Annotated in this window: 18 protein-coding genes and 1 pseudogene; 7 read left to right on the top strand and 12 right to left on the bottom strand. The window is 37.8% G+C overall.

The window, feature by feature from the left end; translation table 11 throughout:
- Positions 1-17 precede the first annotated feature (17 nt).
- Positions 18-1,406: a bifunctional metallophosphatase/5'-nucleotidase gene (locus LG329_RS17905; protein ID WP_404452197.1), complete on the bottom strand. Its 1,389-nt coding sequence runs from the start codon at positions 1,404-1,406 to the stop codon at positions 18-20.
- A gap of 461 nt (positions 1,407-1,867) precedes the next feature.
- Here LG329_RS17905 and qoxA point away from each other — a divergent pair, with 461 nt between their 5' ends.
- From qoxA to LG329_RS17880, 5 genes are read left to right on the top strand one after another with little or no spacing between them, the layout of a single operon-like run.
- On the top strand, positions 1,868-2,803 hold the full coding sequence (gene qoxA / locus LG329_RS17900) for a cytochrome aa3 quinol oxidase subunit II (RefSeq protein ID WP_404452196.1): 936 nt from the start codon (positions 1,868-1,870) through the stop codon (positions 2,801-2,803).
- Between the two features lie 20 nt (positions 2,804-2,823).
- On the top strand, positions 2,824-4,773 hold the full coding sequence (gene qoxB, locus LG329_RS17895; RefSeq protein ID WP_404452195.1) for a cytochrome aa3 quinol oxidase subunit I: 1,950 nt from the start codon (positions 2,824-2,826) through the stop codon (positions 4,771-4,773).
- Complete coding sequence (gene qoxC, locus LG329_RS17890) at positions 4,766-5,371, top strand: cytochrome aa3 quinol oxidase subunit III (RefSeq protein WP_404452194.1); 606 nt, start codon at positions 4,766-4,768, stop codon at positions 5,369-5,371. Before qoxB ends, qoxC begins: the two co-directional genes overlap by 8 nt.
- Position 5,372: 1 nt before the next feature.
- Positions 5,373-5,738 (top strand): cytochrome aa3 quinol oxidase subunit IV, encoded by a 366-nt coding sequence (qoxD, locus tag LG329_RS17885; RefSeq protein WP_404452193.1) that lies wholly within the window; start codon positions 5,373-5,375, stop codon positions 5,736-5,738.
- Between the two features lie 21 nt (positions 5,739-5,759).
- Positions 5,760-5,975 (top strand): hypothetical protein, encoded by a 216-nt coding sequence (locus LG329_RS17880; protein ID WP_404452192.1) that lies wholly within the window; start codon positions 5,760-5,762, stop codon positions 5,973-5,975.
- 835 nt (positions 5,976-6,810) lie between these two features.
- Here the strand turns inward: LG329_RS17880 and LG329_RS17875 are convergent.
- The 10 genes and pseudogenes from LG329_RS17875 to LG329_RS17830 form a co-directional block, all read right to left on the bottom strand.
- Positions 6,811-7,086, bottom strand: coding sequence for a hypothetical protein (locus LG329_RS17875; protein WP_404452191.1), 276 nt, complete (start codon positions 7,084-7,086; stop codon positions 6,811-6,813).
- A gap of 118 nt (positions 7,087-7,204) precedes the next feature.
- Positions 7,205-8,611 (bottom strand): VWA domain-containing protein, encoded by a 1,407-nt coding sequence (locus LG329_RS17870; RefSeq protein WP_404452190.1) that lies wholly within the window; start codon positions 8,609-8,611, stop codon positions 7,205-7,207.
- A gap of 482 nt (positions 8,612-9,093) precedes the next feature.
- Positions 9,094-10,350, bottom strand: a complete 1,257-nt coding sequence (locus LG329_RS17865) for a nitrate/nitrite transporter (protein ID WP_404452189.1) — start codon at positions 10,348-10,350, stop codon at positions 9,094-9,096.
- Between the two features lie 404 nt (positions 10,351-10,754).
- Positions 10,755-11,312, bottom strand: a complete 558-nt coding sequence (locus LG329_RS17860) for an isochorismatase family protein (protein ID WP_404452188.1) — start codon at positions 11,310-11,312, stop codon at positions 10,755-10,757.
- Positions 11,313-11,395: 83 nt separating this feature from the next.
- On the bottom strand, positions 11,396-11,905 hold the full coding sequence (locus tag LG329_RS17855) for a YfiT family bacillithiol transferase (protein WP_404452187.1): 510 nt from the start codon (positions 11,903-11,905) through the stop codon (positions 11,396-11,398).
- 35 nt (positions 11,906-11,940) lie between these two features.
- A pseudogene (locus tag LG329_RS17850) lies at positions 11,941-12,441 on the bottom strand (DinB family protein).
- A 371-nt stretch (positions 12,442-12,812) separates the two neighbouring features.
- Positions 12,813-14,258 carry a DEAD/DEAH box helicase gene (locus LG329_RS17845; RefSeq protein WP_404452186.1) on the bottom strand — a complete coding sequence of 482 codons (1,446 nt, stop codon included), beginning with the start codon at positions 14,256-14,258 and terminating at the stop codon, positions 12,813-12,815.
- A 162-nt stretch (positions 14,259-14,420) separates the two neighbouring features.
- Positions 14,421-14,621 (bottom strand): acetyltransferase, encoded by a 201-nt coding sequence (locus LG329_RS17840; RefSeq protein WP_404452185.1) that lies wholly within the window; start codon positions 14,619-14,621, stop codon positions 14,421-14,423.
- A gap of 45 nt (positions 14,622-14,666) precedes the next feature.
- Positions 14,667-14,858, bottom strand: coding sequence for a hypothetical protein (locus LG329_RS17835; RefSeq protein WP_404452183.1), 192 nt, complete (start codon positions 14,856-14,858; stop codon positions 14,667-14,669).
- Between the two features lie 97 nt (positions 14,859-14,955).
- The gene (locus tag LG329_RS17830) at positions 14,956-15,741 is read right to left on the bottom strand and encodes a hypothetical protein (RefSeq protein ID WP_404452182.1); all 786 of its coding nucleotides are present in this window, start codon (positions 15,739-15,741) and stop codon (positions 14,956-14,958) included.
- Between the two features lie 164 nt (positions 15,742-15,905).
- On the opposite strand from LG329_RS17830, the gene LG329_RS17825 reads away from it, so the two are divergent.
- Both LG329_RS17825 and LG329_RS17820 read left to right on the top strand, forming a co-directional pair.
- Entirely contained in the window at positions 15,906-16,283 is a 378-nt protein-coding gene (locus tag LG329_RS17825) for an SLAP domain-containing protein (protein ID WP_404452181.1), read from the top strand.
- Positions 16,284-16,501: 218 nt separating this feature from the next.
- Positions 16,502-17,014: a MerR family transcriptional regulator gene (locus LG329_RS17820; protein ID WP_404452180.1), complete on the top strand. Its 513-nt coding sequence runs from the start codon at positions 16,502-16,504 to the stop codon at positions 17,012-17,014.
- A gap of 47 nt (positions 17,015-17,061) precedes the next feature.
- On the opposite strand, the gene LG329_RS17815 is transcribed toward LG329_RS17820, so the two are convergent.
- A complete protein-coding gene (locus LG329_RS17815) occupies positions 17,062-17,601 on the bottom strand; it encodes a GNAT family N-acetyltransferase (RefSeq protein ID WP_404452179.1) in 540 nt (179 codons plus the stop codon).
- Between the last annotated feature and the right edge of the window lie 85 nt (positions 17,602-17,686).

Here is a 17,686-nt window from a genome sequence, read left to right as displayed (position 1 = left end):
ACTATAATCTTGATAGGTTATACAGTAATCTCACTGCTCTCTTTCCATCTAGTGATAAATGCCTTTTCAAGAAACTCAGGGCGATTCGCATATAGTCTGATTACGTCACGAATTTCCTCTGCTCGATATTTTTCGTTTCTATTGTTAGCGAGTGATTCATACCCAGAACCGCGATGTAAATAATCGGAGCTCGCTACCGTGTACCATGCTTCATTTTCTACAGGGTTATCCCCAATAATCATTTCAGTGACTTTTTTGCCATCATGTTTAATTGTCGCGCCTGAGACATGCAACCTGCCTGCATATTTCCCTCTAAAACCTGGACCTCTGCCATCTGCCATACAAATCTGTGCATCCAGTGATTGTTCTATTGCATTTATGAGGTGTTTTCCCTTCACTTCAAAAGAAGTAGGATTCAATGGTGAAGGACATATTTCAATTAATTTTTTATTAGATAAATAGTTGAAAACTCCTGCATTAACAATCCCACTGTTGATTAAGCCTATGTCACAATTCAGCATATCCTTCAATCCATCAGCAATTAAGTTAGTAATTGGATTTTCCTCAATCACGTCATGCCAAAGTGGCTGGCCAATAGTGTAAAGCGGCTGACTTAAAACTTCAATTGCTTTCTCTTTATTTCGTTTTAAAATGGCTACAATCTCTTGATCCATTTCAATAGAAACAGTGGAAAGGTTCATAGAATGAAGTAATTCCACTTTTCCATCGGTTACTGCAAGCTCTAAGATACCGATGTGCTCACCATAATTTCCAGCACTGTTCATAACCGTTCCATTAACTATCTTCGCTTCAGAGTAAAGCTTATGGTCGTGTGCTGAAATAATGACATCAATACCATTCATTTCTTTGACAAGCTCGTCATCAACAAATGTCCCAACGTGATTCAGAAGGATACATATATCGTATTTACCCTGATTCCGTTTTATCTCTTCAGCAATCGCTTCTTTATAAGAGCTAATATGTACACCAAGCCCATCATTGAATTCTTCTAAGTCCGGTGACGATCCGGTAATCAGGATTCGAAGCCCATTTTTTTCAATGATCGTGCTGGAAAAAACACCGGTTATTTTACTTTTACCCTTCTTAAGCAAGTTGTTGCTGATAAAAGGAAAGGAACTGTTGCTGGCCATGTGTTCAAGTGTATCAACGCCATTAAACATTTCATTATTACCTATTGTCAAAGCGTCATAACCAACATACTCCAGCATTTCGATTGCTGCCATTCCTTTCGTCCCCTGGAGTTCAATACTTTTAAAATCAGCAAAGTCTCCCCCATCAAATATAAGCGTATCATCATCTTTATGTTGTCTAATCAGTGAAGCTGCCTTTGAAAAATTTTCAAAATTACTATGTACATCATTGGTATGTATAAGTTTTAGTTTCATGTTATCCCCCTTTTACATAAATACATCTTTAAATATAGTAACACAAAAGTTTGAATTATTAATATAGTAGGAGATTTCATTTGGGAGGGTGAAAAGAATGCCCCACTGAATAGTTTGAAATACCGGTGAAACACTAAACTTCGCCGGTAGAATACCAAATTTCGCCGGAGTCACATGAATTTTCGCCGATGAAACCTCAAATTTAACCGGTGCAACATGAATTTTCCCCGGTGAATCCTGAAAATTCACCGGCGACAGTACAGAAGTAGACAACATTGGCTACCTAAAACCAGCTGATGGATTTGTAATTGTTTAAAACCTCGAACATTTTGTAGCAGAATTTCAACAAAAAAACGAACTTTTGGTTTATGACCATTTATTGCCTATAAGAAGTTCTGCTCAATTGCTACAATGTGAATATAAGGATTTATCTATTTAACTATCGGTGGGAGTGTTTCCTCATGAATTGTAAAAAACTTCATTGCAAAAAAGGTTTTATATTTTTGCTACTAAGCATGGTTTTCCTGCTGAGCGGCTGTGAACAAATGGTCGTGTTTGACCCAAAAGGACCGGTAGCAGAGAGCCAAAAAGATCTGATTTTGTATTCGCTTATGTACATGGCTGGGATAATCGTAGTTGTTTACGTAGCGTTTACTGTTATTGTCATCAAATACCGTGACCACTCAAAACGAAAGGAAAGCAGCTACAAACCTAACCAACATGGTAACAAGGCGATTGAAGCTGTTTGGATAATTATCCCGATAATAATTGTTACATTATTATCAATCCCAACGGTTAATACATTGTTTGATTTGGAAAAACCACCTGAATCCTCCAGTGAAAAAGAACCGCTAGTTGTTTATGCAACGGCAGCTAACTGGAAATGGTTCTTCAGCTATCCAGAGCAGGATATTGAAACAGTCAATTATTTGCATATTCCTACAGACCGGGCAATTGAATTTCGGTTAGCTTCAGCTGGTTCCATGGCAGCGCTTTGGATCCCGGCACTTGGTGGCCAAAAGTACAACATGGCTGGTATGCAAACCATTCTTTACTTACAAGCTGATGAGCCTGGTGTTTATGATGGCATGAACTCCAACTTTAATGGAGAGGGCTTCACAGAACATACTTTTGAGGTATATGCCGAAAGTGGAGACAAATTTAAGGAATGGGTAAATAAACAACAAAAAAATGCACCTAAGTTAACCCAAGATCAGTACAATAAACTTCTAGAGCCTGGTCTAGTTGACAGATATACCTTTTCATCAACCCATCGCCAGTGGGTGAAGCATGGGACAATGGATGATATGGACTATGCCATCGAACGTTTCAGAGAAGAGTATAAGACACAGATGCATCTAGAAAATGACGGCGAACAAAACAACAATGAAAATTAACAAAGAAAGCAGGTGGAACTATGCAACTGGATGAATTTTTTGTCACAGGTGAACCGCTGATATACGGTGGAATGGTTGCTATCGTTCTTGTAACATCAGCAATCCTCTTCATCCTTACCTATTTCAAGAAATGGAACTGGTTATGGCGTGAATGGCTAACGACCGTTGATCATAAAAAAATTGGAATTATGTATATCCTGAGCGCGCTTGCCATGCTCTTCCGTGGCGGAATGGATGCCATGATGATGCGGATCCAATTAGCATTCCCAGGTATGAATTTTCTGAGCGCACAGCACTATGATGAAGTTTTCACCACACATGGTACAGTTATGATTATCTTTATGGCGATGCCTTTCTTAATCGGACTGATGAACATTATTGTTCCATTACAAATAGGAGCACGAGATTTTGCTTTTCCATATGTAAACGCGCTTAGCTTCTGGTCGTTTTTCTTCGGAGCAATGTTATTTAATATTTCATTTGTTATTGGTGGATCACCAGATGCGGGCTGGACTAGTTACACTCCACTCGCTGGTGCTGCCATGAGCCCTGGACCAGGACAGAACTTTTACTTACTCGGTCTACAGCTTGCAGGTATTGGTACCCTAGCAACGGGGATTAACTTGATGGTTACTATTTTAAAAATGAGAGCACCAGGCATGAAGATGTTTCACATGCCAATTTTCACTTGGTCTAGCTTCATAACATGTTTTATTATCATTTTTGCTTTTCCAATTTTAACAGTTGCTTTAGCACTCATGACGATTGACCGGGTCTTCGGTTCGCAGTTCTTTACCCTCACAGGTGAAGGTCTCCCAATGATGTGGACGAATCTATTTTGGATGTGGGGACATCCAGAGGTATACATTGTTATTATCCCAGCGTTTGGTATCTTTTCAGAAATTATCGCTACGTTCGCGAAAAAGCGTTTATTTGGATACAACGCAATGGTGTGGTCCATTATCATAATTGCAGGACTAAGTTTCCTAGTTTGGGTACACCATTTCTTTACGATGGGAGCAGGCGCATTTGTCAATTCTGTATTCTCTATTTCGACAATGCTAATCGCTGTTCCGACCGGGGTAAAAATATTCAACTGGCTCGGAACCCTGTATAAATCGAGGATTGAGTTCACAACGCCAATGTTGTGGTCGCTTGCATTTATTCCAAGCTTTGTAATCGGTGGTGTGACAGGAGTTATGTTAGGAATGGCGGCAGCCGACTTCCAGTTCCATAATTCCTATTTCTTAGTTGCCCACTTCCATTACGTATTAATAGCAGGTACCGTATTTGCCTGTTTCGCAGGACTCATTTACTGGTATCCAAAAATGTTTGGACATAAATTGAATGAACGAATTGGAAAATGGAGCTTCTGGTTCTTCCTGATCGGATTCCATGTTTGTTTCTTCCCACAATTCTTTATCGGGTTAGATGGAATGCCACGGAGAATCTTCTATATCGCACCAGAATGGTTTACATTAAATTTCATCTCGACAATTGGTGCATTTGGTATGGGTGTAGGATTTGCGATCTTTGTTTATAACATCTATTACAGCTTCCGTTACAGTGAGCGAGAAACAACTGGCGATGCTTGGAATGGCAATGGCAGAACACTTGAGTGGGCAACTGCTACTCCGGTACCGCATTACAATTTCGCAACACTTCCGGATAACGTTGGATATGACGCCTTTCTAGATATGAAGGAAAAAGGAGAAACAACCTTTGATGAGAGTAAGGTTGAACCAATCCATATGCCGAACAATACAGGAAAACCGATAATCATGATGGGAATCCTGGCCTTCGCAAGTTTTGCGCTTGTATTCGAGTGGGTTACACTCGCTGCAATTGGTCTGATTGGGACAATTATCATGATGATCATCAGATCCTTCGATTATGATGATGGTTACTATGTTGAAATAGATGAAATAAAACGTACCGAACGTGCAGCAAGGGGGTTAAATGATGAGTGAACAAGATATTAAGACCGGCCCATTGGAATATCGAACAGAAAATGGACGATTATCAATTCTTGGCTTCTGGATTTTTCTAGCAGCAGAAATCGCTTTATTCTCTACCCTGTTTGCGACTTATGCAGTATTGTATGGCCGCACAGCTGACGCACCATTACCGGGAGAACTATTTGAACCAACAGGTACACTTATCATGACATTCCTTTTGCTAACAAGTAGTTTTACCTGTGGTATTGCCATTCATGAAATGCGCCGTGGTTCAAAAAAGGGCCTCATCACCTGGCTTATTATCACGCTGGTGCTGGGCCTAGGATTCCTCGGCTTTGAGATTTATGAATTCATCCATTATGCCCACGAGGGAGCTACTATGCAGTCTAGTGCATACTGGTCAGCCTTCTTCGTACTTGCTGGAACACATGGATTACACGTAACACTAGGCATCGGTTGGGCAATTCTTTTGCTCATTCAAGTTATGAAGCGCGGACTTACACCAGTCACAAGCCGGAAAGTATTTATCGTCGGCCTGTACTGGCACTTCTTAGACGTCGTTTGGATTTTCATTTTTACCGGTGTTTATTTAATCGGGATGGTGATGTAATATGCAAAAACAATCTAAAAAAATTCCATTTCAGCATATAATAGGCTTTATTTTGTCTCTTACACTGACTGTAATCGCCGCTTGGGCAGCATTAAAATCGGATTTGCCAGTCACATGGATTATCATTGGCATTATGGTCCTAGCTGTCATTCAAGCCGCAATCCAATTATTCATGTTCATGCATATGACAGAAGCAGCAAGTGGTGGTGGCCACGCACCTTGGAATATGATGTTTCATGGATTCGTCATAGCTGCAATTGTTGTTGCAGGTTCCCTTTTCACGATGTCATTTGGCCATTATCATGGTGACAATCATGATGAACCGAAATCTCAGGAACAACACCATGAGAATATGAACCACGAATAAAATGATAGGTAGGTGTCCGTTTTGGAACTAAACAAGCACGAAAACGATCAACAAGAAATCGGATTACAATGGAAACCTATCATCGGGTTTGTCCTTTGTATCATGATCACAGCTGTTTCGCTATGGGGAGCATTTTATTCCGGCTATTCGCCAAAATTACTTTTTATGGCAGTTTCCGTGCTTTCCTTCACACAGGCGGTACAACAGTTACTACAAGTCCAGACGCAGGTTAATTAAGAAAAGCGCCCTTTTCCAATCGTGGAAAAGGGCGTGTTTTTTAGATTGCAATTCTCGCGGGATGACGGTAATCAGGAACTTGAATGTTTAACCACCGTTGCAACTGAATATCCGCCAATCTGCCAGGATATCAGCTGTTTTTAAAAAATCTCATTCGATATTAAAAAAGGCTGTTTTCGTAAAGATTGTTGTTTTTGAGTGAATAGATATACTCTACGACGTAACTTTAAGTTTATTTCCAAAGACATGTGCTAATGCTGCCGTCCAGGATCGCTCCGGGCGGATGCTTTCCGCGGGCACGGCCTCAGGCCTCCTCGAGAAGACCACTCTGCGGGGTCTTCGGACACGTGCTGTTCCCGCAGGAGTCACCGCCCTCCACTCACCTGGACTGGTAAGCTATTTACGTAAGGAATTCCTTGTCATTTCTTTCAACTAATGAATTCAGTTATTGGCAACTATTATGCCAGCAGCCCGTATACACGTAGACTCCTGCGGGAGGAAAGGTATCGATGAGACTACGCAGTACGTTAGCACAAGGAGGCTCACCAGCCGCCCTAAGTTGCGCGAAGTGTATACCGGCTGTGGCTGCCTAAGTAACTTGTTTCCATTATAAGTACTACAGATTTAACATGGATAAAATTTACTTCGCAGTTTATATCAACTATGAAAATGAAAAAGCAACAATGCGTACGAAAAGAGCCTTAAAAAGTAACCGCCATTATTAAAATATATCAGTTAATTTGCAAATATACCGACCGATTGAAACCCGAGCATAACCTTATGGGCTTCTATGTAAAAAAATCCCCTTTTCCAATGCAAGGAAAAGAGGGTTTTATTATTGATAGTTCGTTTTCGTTTTAGTTTCTGTCTTGGTAAACATGTTTATAATAAACATAATCCATGCTACTTCAGAAAGAATGAGACTTAAATAAAACATAAACCACGTAACAGAGAACGCTGCTGGAGCTGTCTGAAACTGCGCTTCAATATAGTATAGCCACATTCCTACAAGCAAAACTGTCTGTACAACCGCAAGCGTTTTCTTGTTCGATTGAATGAATAGGAACGGGGTTAGTGTTGCCAATAGCATAAAGATCACTATAATACCCATTTGCAATCATCTCCGAATGTAAAATTAATTCATGTAAACGGTTTCTATATCTTTAGTATAACAGATAATCACTAAAATAGACACAAAAAATTCACAAATTATATTTTTACACCGGACATTAATCCTCCCACTGTGCCTTCCACTCATCAACAATTTTACCTATTCTATCCATTTCTGCTTCGATTTCAGCCTGCTTTTTCTCGTGTAGTTGATCGATGTATTTTTGACGCATTTCGTACATTTTGTCACTTAATTCCGTCACTTTATCAAGTCTATCTGAGTCGGAAAATTCTGCGAGCACCAACGATTGAGTTGCATCTGAAATGCGTTTCGACTCTGCTGAACTCGAATCCCTGAATTCATCCAAAGTTTCGTCTAAACGTTCCTGTTCATCCATTTGCTCCCACGGGCCAACCTTCTCCTTATGAATCCATGCTACATCTATCATGGAAGGGCTCCACTTTTCAGTGATCTGTTCGTTAAGTTCCTCCTTTGAACGAACTGTAGCATACGCGCCATTTCCGGCCTCAGCAACTTCTTTCAACTGACGCTGACCTTTATCATCCACATCAAATCCAATAATGTTTACCTTTGCCTGAATGTCAGATTCTGCTAGTTCTTTGGCCGCCTTAACTGGATTACCACCACAAGTTTCCACCCCGTCACTTACAATATAGACGGTATTTTTATATTCTTTTCCTAGGTATGGCTGCAGCATATCTTTCGCTTTAGTGATTGCACCAGCTAATGGTGTCCATCCACTCGCAGAAAAACTGTCCAGTGCGTTGGAAAACTTCTTCTCCTTGTAGCTATTAAGTTCATATTTCGTTTCAATTACGCTGCAGGACTTTTCTTTGTCCGCATCACTACCCGTACCAATATGTCCATAAACAAGCAATGCAACTTTTCCCTCATCAGATAACCCACCAGCAAAACTCCCAATTGCTTCTTTCGCTAACGCCATTTGTGTCTCCCCGCCTATTTTGGCTTTCATACTGCCGCTAGCATCAATCAGCAGAATGGAGTTGGTCTTTTTCTCAACCGACTCTCCTTCCTTTGTTGTCACTGTATCAGATCCAGAAGGAAATTCAGGTTCTTCAAATTTAGGGGTGAAAGCTTTAGCAACTTCTGCTCCCTCGCCATATCCATCACTCCCCAACAGATAAACCAGATAATTATAAAGTTCATCAGCTGTTACTTTAGGATGTTCTTTCACATACGCTGCAACCTTTTTCTCCATTTTCGGTTTAAATGTCTCCTCATAATAGTTATCAAAGGCTTCCTTATCCAGTGATTGTTTTTCATGCAAAAGTTCTTTTACCATGATTCCTTGTTCCTGTTTAAGTGTTTCTTCTATGCCACGTGGAGCCTCTGGTATTGCAGAGGATTGACTTTTTGTTTCCTGTTTTTGCACACTTTCAGAGTCATCTTTTTTATTAGTTTCTTTTGCTTCTTCATTCGAACAAGCCACCAGCAATACACTAAGTATAATTAGTACAAATAAACATAAACTGGTTTTCCTCAAATAATCACCATCCTAACTTGTTAAAGTATAATATTACCAAATTATTTCTAATTGTAAAACCAGTTACTCGATTAGATTTAAATAAAGGCTGTTTTCTAAAAGATTGTTGTTTTTACCACAAATTCAATAAAAGATTACGGCCATAAGAATGTACCACTTCGATCATGTTTTTTACGGACGATTGCCACTTATCACTCGTTGACACCGATTTACCAATTGCACAACCGTCAAGGACTTTGGAAGATAAAAGAGGCTAATTTATCAGTGTATTACTGAGAAACTAGCCTTTCACTATTTCCTAATACAATTATTATAAGTAGACCAGACTATTCCAGAAATTAAGAACAACATAGGTACAAAACAGGGCCAAAAAGTATTCCGTATATCTTAGTGTTGGAGAATAAACCAAACTCACAGTTACAAAATAGGCACTAAATACAAAGGGCATAAATGAATAAAGTTCTTATCCACCACCTGCATCTTTAAGGGTTTCCTTTCAGACGCTTTTCCTTAATAAAAATCACCCCAATTAAGCCAATCATGGAGAAGATAACTGGAGTGATGAAACCGTAGTAGTACCCATCACCTAGACTACCTGAAGCAGACAGAAAATGATCCAACACATTTCCAAAAATACTTGGCAACAAGACGGCACTTAGAAATCCACCTGTATTTGCAAACCCAGAGACAATGCCCGATTCTTTTGCAGGAAAAGATTGACGAACGACAGCAAAAGTTAAGGAATTTGATCCAAATGCAAAGCCAATGATAAAGAAAAGAACTGTAAGCAAATAAAATGGGGGGTGCCCGTTAAATATAAGAAAGATTGACCAACACAATAACATTATTATATGAAAAAAAACATAGGGCAGTTTAATTGCTCCCAACCGACTCGAAATCCAACCAATTAGAGGTGCACCAATTAGTGCTCCGATAAGACTAATCATTATGAGCTGACTTGCATTTATACGTGTCATGCCATACATATCCATCCCATAGGGAACTGCCCACGAACCGATAAATCCTATATATCCACCGACAATCCCAAAGTGACAAAATAATAAGGCCCATGCTTGCCGACTTGAAAAAATTCTACGTAGTAAAACCAATGTTTTTTCATGTTGAATCCCTTTTTTTTCGAATACCGATTCATTAAGTAAGATTTGTTTTTGCCTTTTTAAGAGCACAAAATAAAGGAGAATTCCACATAGACATATTAGTAGTCCCGCTGAAAAAAATGCTGCCCGCCAACCAAGTAAGGCAATTAATGCGGAGAAAGGAACTGTTGCTAAAAGGAAACCAAAGCTTCCTGTCATACCCGCCACACCAATTAATCGAGTGAATTCCTTCTCGTTAAACCATCGGCTCAAAATTAGCACCAAATTAACCCAGATGGTCGCATCTCCGATTCCCGTTAGTATTCTTGAAAAAAATAGTATAAATTCATGTGTACTGAGACTATATATGATTGTGCCTAAACCAGTAAGTATCGCACCTATAATCAGAAAAAAATTGGGTCCAAAACGATCAGCTAAAATACCCATCGGAATTTGCAAACAAGTGTATACAAAGAATTGTACGCCTATCAGTAACCCAACCGTCGATGCAGTTACATTTAAATCCAACATCACTTGGTCAGTAATCAATCCCGGTGCGGTCCGTTGGCTCGACATTAATAAATAAGTAAACAGTACAGAAGCAAGTACAATCCATCTAAATCTACTTTTTTGTTTATCCAATGATTTCTACTCCTGTTAGCTTTTACTTCTATATATATACGGATTTCAAATGATGGTGAAACCAGTTTTTTAAATTTCTTTATACAGGACAGAGCTGGACAAAGGAATAAGTCCTCACCCGGTATATTACCAATCGGTAAAATGAATAAACCGCAAGAAGTCAATTTTAAAAACCTTGATTTCATGCGGTTCTATTTTTATGATTTAATCTAAAATCAATTAATTTTCAACTTAATGTCCTAGCCTCTTTATTTGCTTTCTTCTTCAATTATCTCTCCCTATTAGCCAAGAAAGGATGCAATTCTTACTCCGTTCTTTTGGTATTATAAAACTAATGATACCTGCTACCAATATAAACCAACCTAATAGCGCTCGATAGTTGTAGATCAAACCAGTGTATTTATTTAACGATAATCATTATGAATGGGTTGAAATAGATCTTCATTTGCATTTCTAACCATTGAAAAATGATCAACATTGTAATGCGCATGAAGGATGTCATTATAATGGCTGATGATCTGTTCAGCGGTTAAAATTGCAGAATCTGTTGTTGAATGGCCGTCTCCCACCAGAGTTACATCAAAACCACTTACGGTTGCTGTTTTGACCGCTGTATCAACACATTGCTCTGTTTTGCATCCCATAATAACAACATGCTCCACCTTGTTATCTTGTAAAAAGCCCAATAATGACGTCCCGTAAAACGAATTCGTTGCCTGTTTATCAAATACCTTTGATTCCCGGGGGATATCGATATCTTGATGGACTTCGAATCCTTGACCTTTACCTTCAGCCACATCTTTATCTCTTATGAAAACGACTAAACTTTCCGAGACTAATGCCTTTTTTACAACTGAATTAATATTATCCAGCAAGGTCGCCTTATTAAAAACGCTTCTCTCTTTATCACTACCATCAATCAATTCCTGTTGTGCATCGATTACTAGCAAAGCTTGATTCAATAAAAAAACTCCTTTTCATTTTAATTTACCGCGTCTCCCAACCATTTCTCAATTCGAATATAATTTATCAAAATACGCATATATTATTTTGATAATGCGATTTTTATATGGGCTAAGTGGTGCTCTTCGTGCCAAGCTAATTTTGCAACTTTTGTTGCAACTGTTATTTTACCGTTTTTCTGGTGAGTAAAAGCTCGATCTAATTGCTCTTCAGTTAAACTATATCCTAAAGATACGATACGCTCATTTATACCTTCTAGCATTTTAATAGAACTTTCTATAGGAAGCTTTGTATCCGGTTGAATAGCCCACTTTTCTTGATCAAAATCTGGTACTGTTGGATTCTCATCTGTTAAAGCCAGCTTCAAACGTTGATACATGTTCAACTGAGAATCTGCAATGTGATGAACAAGTTGACGAACTGTCCAGCTACCATCACGATATGTTCTGCTTAATTCCTCATCACTTAATGAGTCCACAGTTTCTCTTAGTTGAATCGTGTAAGTTTCGATTTCCTTTAGCCATTCTTGAATATTTTCTAAAGTTACTTTTTTAGGAACTTGTAATTTCCCAATTGGAAATCTTACATCCATTTTCAATCCCCTCTTCCCTATTCGTTATATTTTTACTAAGTTTTATTAGAATACAGAAATAGTCCATAGTCCTGCATAACAGAACTGTGCCCCATCTGCCTCAGCATCGTGGCTATATTCCCACGATGGTATGACCACTGTGTGACAACATGCATCACCGTTTCCGAAACAGAAGTTTCAAGTGGCCCAGCATACGGATTATCAACTTGTCAATTTACTCCTGGTTGTTGAGAAGTGCTTTAAATCGCTGCGACAAATCTAAATATCTTTTCTCCATTTTGTCAATATTTTCTACTTCCACTTGTTCGCTTAACTGATTCGCAGACGCTAGTGCCTCCTGCATGCTTTTACCTGAGATCACATCAAACCAGCCGCAGTCCACGGTGTAAATGTGGGATAATACCTTTGATACAGAAGAAAAAACCACTCTGAATATCCTTACTATAAATGTCCTCTGGCAGCTCTTTTAAACGGTCCATGACGACTCCATTTGCCCATACGTGGTAGTCGTACATTTTTAATGCAGGATGCATCATGCCAGTTCTCTCCCTTTTTTCATTTCGAATAAAATTAACACCTTAATAATAAAACAACTTCGTGCTAAATAAGTATTCGACATTGTTAATAAAATACCTTCCCCAATTTTTGAAATAGAGTATTTTTACATATCCCCCTCAAGTACACAATAAGTTATTAAACAATATGGCCCTACCGTATTGCGGAAGACTGCTCTTATTGAAAATTATTCAAATCTGTACAACAAAAATAACATTTTTGATTCCGAAAACTATCACTTTTTAGATTTTGTTATGACACAATTTTTTACAGGGTTTAAATAGCAACAAAAAGAGCCTAATTAAAAAAGGACAATTATGACTCAACATAACCATCCTCTTCTTTAATGTATTTACTTTATCGCCTTACTAACCTTCAGCTTCTTCCCTTTGACTGGTGTCTTTTCCATAGCCTGTATGACTAATGAGCCTTTGCCATTAAGAATATCAACATAGGAAAAATTATCCTGGATGGTTATAATGCCAATATCATCTGCCGAAACTCCAGGGATTTTCGCAATCGTTCCAACAAAATCTACCGCTCGAATCTTCTTCTTTTTCCCCCCACTGAAATGGAGTTTCGTGATATCTTTGTTTATCCGTGCCGTTTTATTGTTCTTCACAATACGACGACCACTACTTTTTTCTTCAAAAGCTGCTCTTCCACCAGCAACCTCCTGACGAGTAGGAGCTTCCATTGCAGGTATCTCAAAGCCAATGTACCTTTCAACTGCTTTCAGAAATTTACCTTCATGTGGTGTCGCAAACGTAATCGCTCTTCCTTTGTTACCTGCACGACCGGTTCTTCCCGTACGGTGAACATAGCTCTCTTTTTCCATTGGAACGTCATAGTTAATCACAATGGTCACATTATCAATGTCAATTCCTCTAGCAGCTACATCGGTTGCCACAAGATAACGGAAATTCCCCATCTTGAAACCATCCATCACTGCAAAACGATCTTCCTGCTCTAATCCACCATGAAGTTTTTCACAAGCGTAATCCGCTTTTTTCAATTCAGTATACACTGTATCGACATGTTCTTTAGTTCTGCAAAAAATGATGCAGCTGTCTGGGTTTTCAACGACCGTTACGTCTTTAAGGAGAGATATTTTTTCATCGTCCTTCACTTCGATTACACGATGTTCAATTGTACCAGTTGTTACGCCTGTATCAGCAATCTCGATATGAGTAGGATCTACCATATACTTATGACAGAGCTTCTCAACATCATCAGGCAATGTTGCAGAAAATACCATCGTTATTCTGTCTGTAGGAAGTTCCTTTATGATTGCTTCTACTTCATTGATGAAACCCATATTAAGCATTTCATCCGCTTCATCGATAATCAGATACTTTATTTGGCTTAAATCAAGGGTTTCTCTTTCAATATGGTCCATTACACGACCAGGTGTACCGACGACTACATGCGTTTTTTGTTTCAGTTCTTCTTTTTGTTTAGCAAATGGTTCTTTGCCATAAACAGCCATCGCCTTGATTCGTTTAAACCTTCCGATATTCGTTATATCATCCCGAACTTGAACAGCAAGCTCCCGGGTTGGGGTAAGAATCAAAGCTTGTGGCTTTTTTTCCTCCCATTCCATCATTTCACAAATAGGTATACCAAAGGCCGCAGTCTTACCGCTGCCTGTTTGGGATTTTACTACAAGATCCTGACTTTCCATTGCTCCTGGTATTACTTCGCGCTGAACTTCAGTTGGCGTTTCGTATTTCAACACACCAAGCGCCCTTTTTATTTCATCGCTTATACCATAATTCTCAAAATTACTATCAATCATGTATTAACCTCGTTTTTTTGTATTATTCGACTTGTATATAGGATTCTCAAAATGAAATATCATATGCAAAATCTAACTATGTTCATTGTAACGTATTTGGATAGACAATAGTGAATTCAGTCTAATCAGTAATTATTTTTATGTTTATTATTCATATAAGTATTAATCTTCCAATCTTTCCGGATGATCAATATAGGATTCCAGTATGTAACCACAACTTTTACAATATATCGAACTGATTGGAGAGGATTTACTTCGAGGATTATTTTCAGGAAACATATGAACCACCGAAAGCGCTGCCCGAATAATACCTTTCTTCAGTTCCTTGTTGCCACACTTTGGGCAATCAACTTGCTGAGACATTTGTATCAATCTCCTTATCTAAAAAATTGGTCCTTCTGCTATCTTTTACATTGGAGTAATTGAGACAACTTCTCGTAGAATAATTGTGAATTGATTCCCACCCACTGGTATTACATTTTGAACAATAATATTGTAGGAACCCGTTTCCTCCCTCTTCTTTTCAACAACTTCCTGCAAAATACCAGCTAATGATTCATTATTATTTAATTCAATATCGATAAACTCTTGGTCTTCCATGAAATCAACTCCTCGTATTATTGTATATTAAGTTTACGTATGAATATGGAGTTGGGTTTCATGCTATTTAAAATTCTTATTAATCATACAAACTCTTCTAATCTATCTCTCTCATTCTAATTTTATACTGAAAATATTCCACTCGTACGTCAGTTTCAAAGGAATGCCTATCCCATATACTCGTATCCTCGTCTGTTTCTTCGGTTTTCACCATTTTCATTTTCCCACTATCAATTTTCATTATTAATGAATCTATTATTTCAATTTCTTGCTTTTCTTCATTCAGAGCTCTGACTTTTACCTGAACCTCTTTTTCACTATCGGTGTTATTTTTTAAGTAAAATACGTTATTAAAGTTTTCATCTGAACAGTTTCGAACAGTTAAGCAATCACCTTCTGATTTAACCAATACTAACGTAAAATCTCTATCTCCTTCTTTGTCCTCTGCAGATACAGCCGTATTTAAATCAACCACATATGCTGTCTTTCCCGCTAGTGGAATAAACCATAAAAAAATCACTGTAAAGTAAGCAGCTCCAATCCCAATTACCTTCCACATCTTTTTACCGTCATGTACGGTTTTAGGAGCTCCCTTCATGGAAATAGATACAAAAATATTAATAATTGCCATAATCCCAAACAGAATTCCAATAACAATTAAAGCAATGATATTGTCATGAATGTTTGGAAATATTGGTAAGGAGTATTCATTACTAAGATAAATATCACCAATAAGTGTCCCTAAGAGCAATACGATAAATATAATTGATGGTAATTTCCAATTAACCTTTTCTCTTTTACCTTTCTTAACATCAATCATCGACCAAATCAATAACACTAATGGAATTACAACTAATACCATCATTATCCCTTTAAAAAACATTTGAATGACACTCCCTTTTAATTCGCTAAATTAAGTTTAGCAAATAATCCCAAACAAAGTAATAATAAAAAAAATCACAGGTATTTGCCCATGTTTCATCTTTATTCCTAATTCCTAAAGCTTTATAATTATATGAAAGAAAATGATTAAAGAGGTGTCAACTAATGCAAAAACTTATTTTTCACCCTGCTTGGGATAAAACAATTGCCAATCAGGATCGAGAACGTATTAAGAAGTCATTTGAAACAACAAGTCTAGATCCAGACAAGAACGTTCAATTCACTTCCCTTTCACAAGCAAAAAATCATCGTGGAGATTTATTGGTTATGGTATTGATCCATAATACAAGTCATCAAGAATTGGAATTTAAAAATCAACCACTAATTTATAAAATAAATGATAATCAAATAGCTGAGCATACTTTCACCTTGCCTGTAACCCTAAAGCAGGAAACTAGTTTACCTTGGACGTTTATTTTTCCGGCGGGTATTTTTAATGATACCGAACCGTATCAGGATGGCGTACTGATTATGCAACTTTAGTATCATTAAAAACATCATAAATTGCATTACTTACTTTTTCCACATTTTTAACATACTCATTCCAATTTCAATCTTTATTATAGTACCTGATCGTAATTTAATTGCTGGCTGTGATTAGAAAACTTGGCATTCGCCCTTTTTGAAGAATGTTAAAGTTGCACTTATGCAGATAGGAAAGTTTATAGTTTCTTATCTACCAGGAAAGACGGTGAAAAACAATGGAACTAATAAGTATAACTAGCTTATGCCATAGTGTAGGTGTTCCACAAAACACTGTAGAGAATTGGATAGAAGATTATAATTGTTATATCCCAGAGACTGATCAATATTATCATCTAGAAGCAATTAATGTATTGAATTTCATCAAAAGATGCAAAGCTAAAAACTATCATAAGTCACAGATCATGAAAATGTTAGCACATAAAAATTTTTCCAACGCAGTAGAAATTCCAACAGAAGATATACAATCGTCACCAGATCCAGAAAATTACGATGAAAATATACTAGCGGTTATGCAGACAATCGGAAAAACAGTAGAAAAAGTCACAGACCAGGATGAATCCATAGAAATTTTACAAGAAGACCAAACTAAACAAAAACAGCGTATTAAGGCCACTGAAAAACAAATAAGTGCTTTAAAACTGGAAATCCAATCGCTAAAACAAGAACCTCCCTTAGAAAAAGAATACGAAATGAAAAAGAAATCTTTTGCAAAACTGTTTCAAAGCTAAGCTACGAGACTGTCCATTTACTCTGGACAGTCTTGTTTCGTATTTCTCTATTTTCTAAACTCTACAAGCCAACAATCCCGCATTTCTCCTTCATGCAGCTCGTGTTCAGGTAAAAATTTCACCTTACGAAAGTTGCACTTTTCATAACAAAAAATGGCGCGTTCATTCCATGCTTGTGGGTCCATCACAACTCGGTTGGCGCCTTTTTCATTGATCAAAAAATCTACCATCGAACGAACAAGAAGCGTTCCAACACCTTGATTCCAATAGTCAACTTCTCCAATGAATTGGTCAGTTCCATATATCTTTTCAGTTAGATCGGTATATCCATACTCTTCTTTTTCCGCATCGTCAAGTTGATAAAATTGGATGTAACCTATCGGATTCGAGTCGTATTCCATAATACAGCCAGTCACGCTATCATCAGTTCGATTATAAAAATGCTCTGTCACCATCTCCATATCATGCGGTTTATCGCGTCCTTCATAGTACTCCAAAATTGCAGGATTCGATAACCAAGTAACCAATAATATCTTATCAGTTTCTTTAAGCTTTCGAACGACTAATTTATCATTTTGAAATATCATGTTATAGCTCCTTACTTTTTTCACCCGGCAACTCCATTTTTTTGATAAAAACTCATTTATCTTCAGAATGTCCAAATCGTTTTAA

It is taken from the genome of Virgibacillus necropolis, assembly GCF_044793635.1.
In the GTDB taxonomy this organism is placed as follows: domain Bacteria; phylum Bacillota; class Bacilli; order Bacillales; family Amphibacillaceae; genus Virgibacillus_F; species Virgibacillus_F necropolis_A.
Note: the sequence above shows the minus strand (reverse complement) of the source record. Positions and strands in the feature narration are given on the sequence as shown.

What these genes read in the sequence shown, in the direction of transcription:
- LG329_RS17905 (WP_404452197.1), bottom strand. Translation starts at nt 1,406, where the DNA reads ATGAAACTAAAACTTATACATACCAATGATGTACATAGTAATTTTGAA.
- qoxA (WP_404452196.1), top strand. Translation starts at nt 1,868, where the DNA reads ATGAATTGTAAAAAACTTCATTGCAAAAAAGGTTTTATATTTTTGCTA.
- qoxB (WP_404452195.1), top strand. Translation starts at nt 2,824, where the DNA reads ATGCAACTGGATGAATTTTTTGTCACAGGTGAACCGCTGATATACGGT.
- qoxC (WP_404452194.1), top strand. Translation starts at nt 4,766, where the DNA reads ATGAGTGAACAAGATATTAAGACCGGCCCATTGGAATATCGAACAGAA.
- qoxD (WP_404452193.1), top strand. Translation starts at nt 5,373, where the DNA reads ATGCAAAAACAATCTAAAAAAATTCCATTTCAGCATATAATAGGCTTT.
- LG329_RS17875 (WP_404452191.1), bottom strand. Translation starts at nt 7,086, where the DNA reads ATGGGTATTATAGTGATCTTTATGCTATTGGCAACACTAACCCCGTTC.
- LG329_RS17855 (WP_404452187.1), bottom strand. Translation starts at nt 11,905, where the DNA reads ATGGATGTAAGATTTCCAATTGGGAAATTACAAGTTCCTAAAAAAGTA.
- LG329_RS17845 (WP_404452186.1), bottom strand. Translation starts at nt 14,258, where the DNA reads ATGATTGATAGTAATTTTGAGAATTATGGTATAAGCGATGAAATAAAA.
- LG329_RS17840 (WP_404452185.1), bottom strand. Translation starts at nt 14,621, where the DNA reads ATGTCTCAGCAAGTTGATTGCCCAAAGTGTGGCAACAAGGAACTGAAG.
- LG329_RS17835 (WP_404452183.1), bottom strand. Translation starts at nt 14,858, where the DNA reads ATGGAAGACCAAGAGTTTATCGATATTGAATTAAATAATAATGAATCA.
- LG329_RS17830 (WP_404452182.1), bottom strand. Translation starts at nt 15,741, where the DNA reads ATGTTTTTTAAAGGGATAATGATGGTATTAGTTGTAATTCCATTAGTG.
- LG329_RS17825 (WP_404452181.1), top strand. Translation starts at nt 15,906, where the DNA reads ATGCAAAAACTTATTTTTCACCCTGCTTGGGATAAAACAATTGCCAAT.
- LG329_RS17820 (WP_404452180.1), top strand. Translation starts at nt 16,502, where the DNA reads ATGGAACTAATAAGTATAACTAGCTTATGCCATAGTGTAGGTGTTCCA.
- LG329_RS17815 (WP_404452179.1), bottom strand. Translation starts at nt 17,601, where the DNA reads ATGATATTTCAAAATGATAAATTAGTCGTTCGAAAGCTTAAAGAAACT.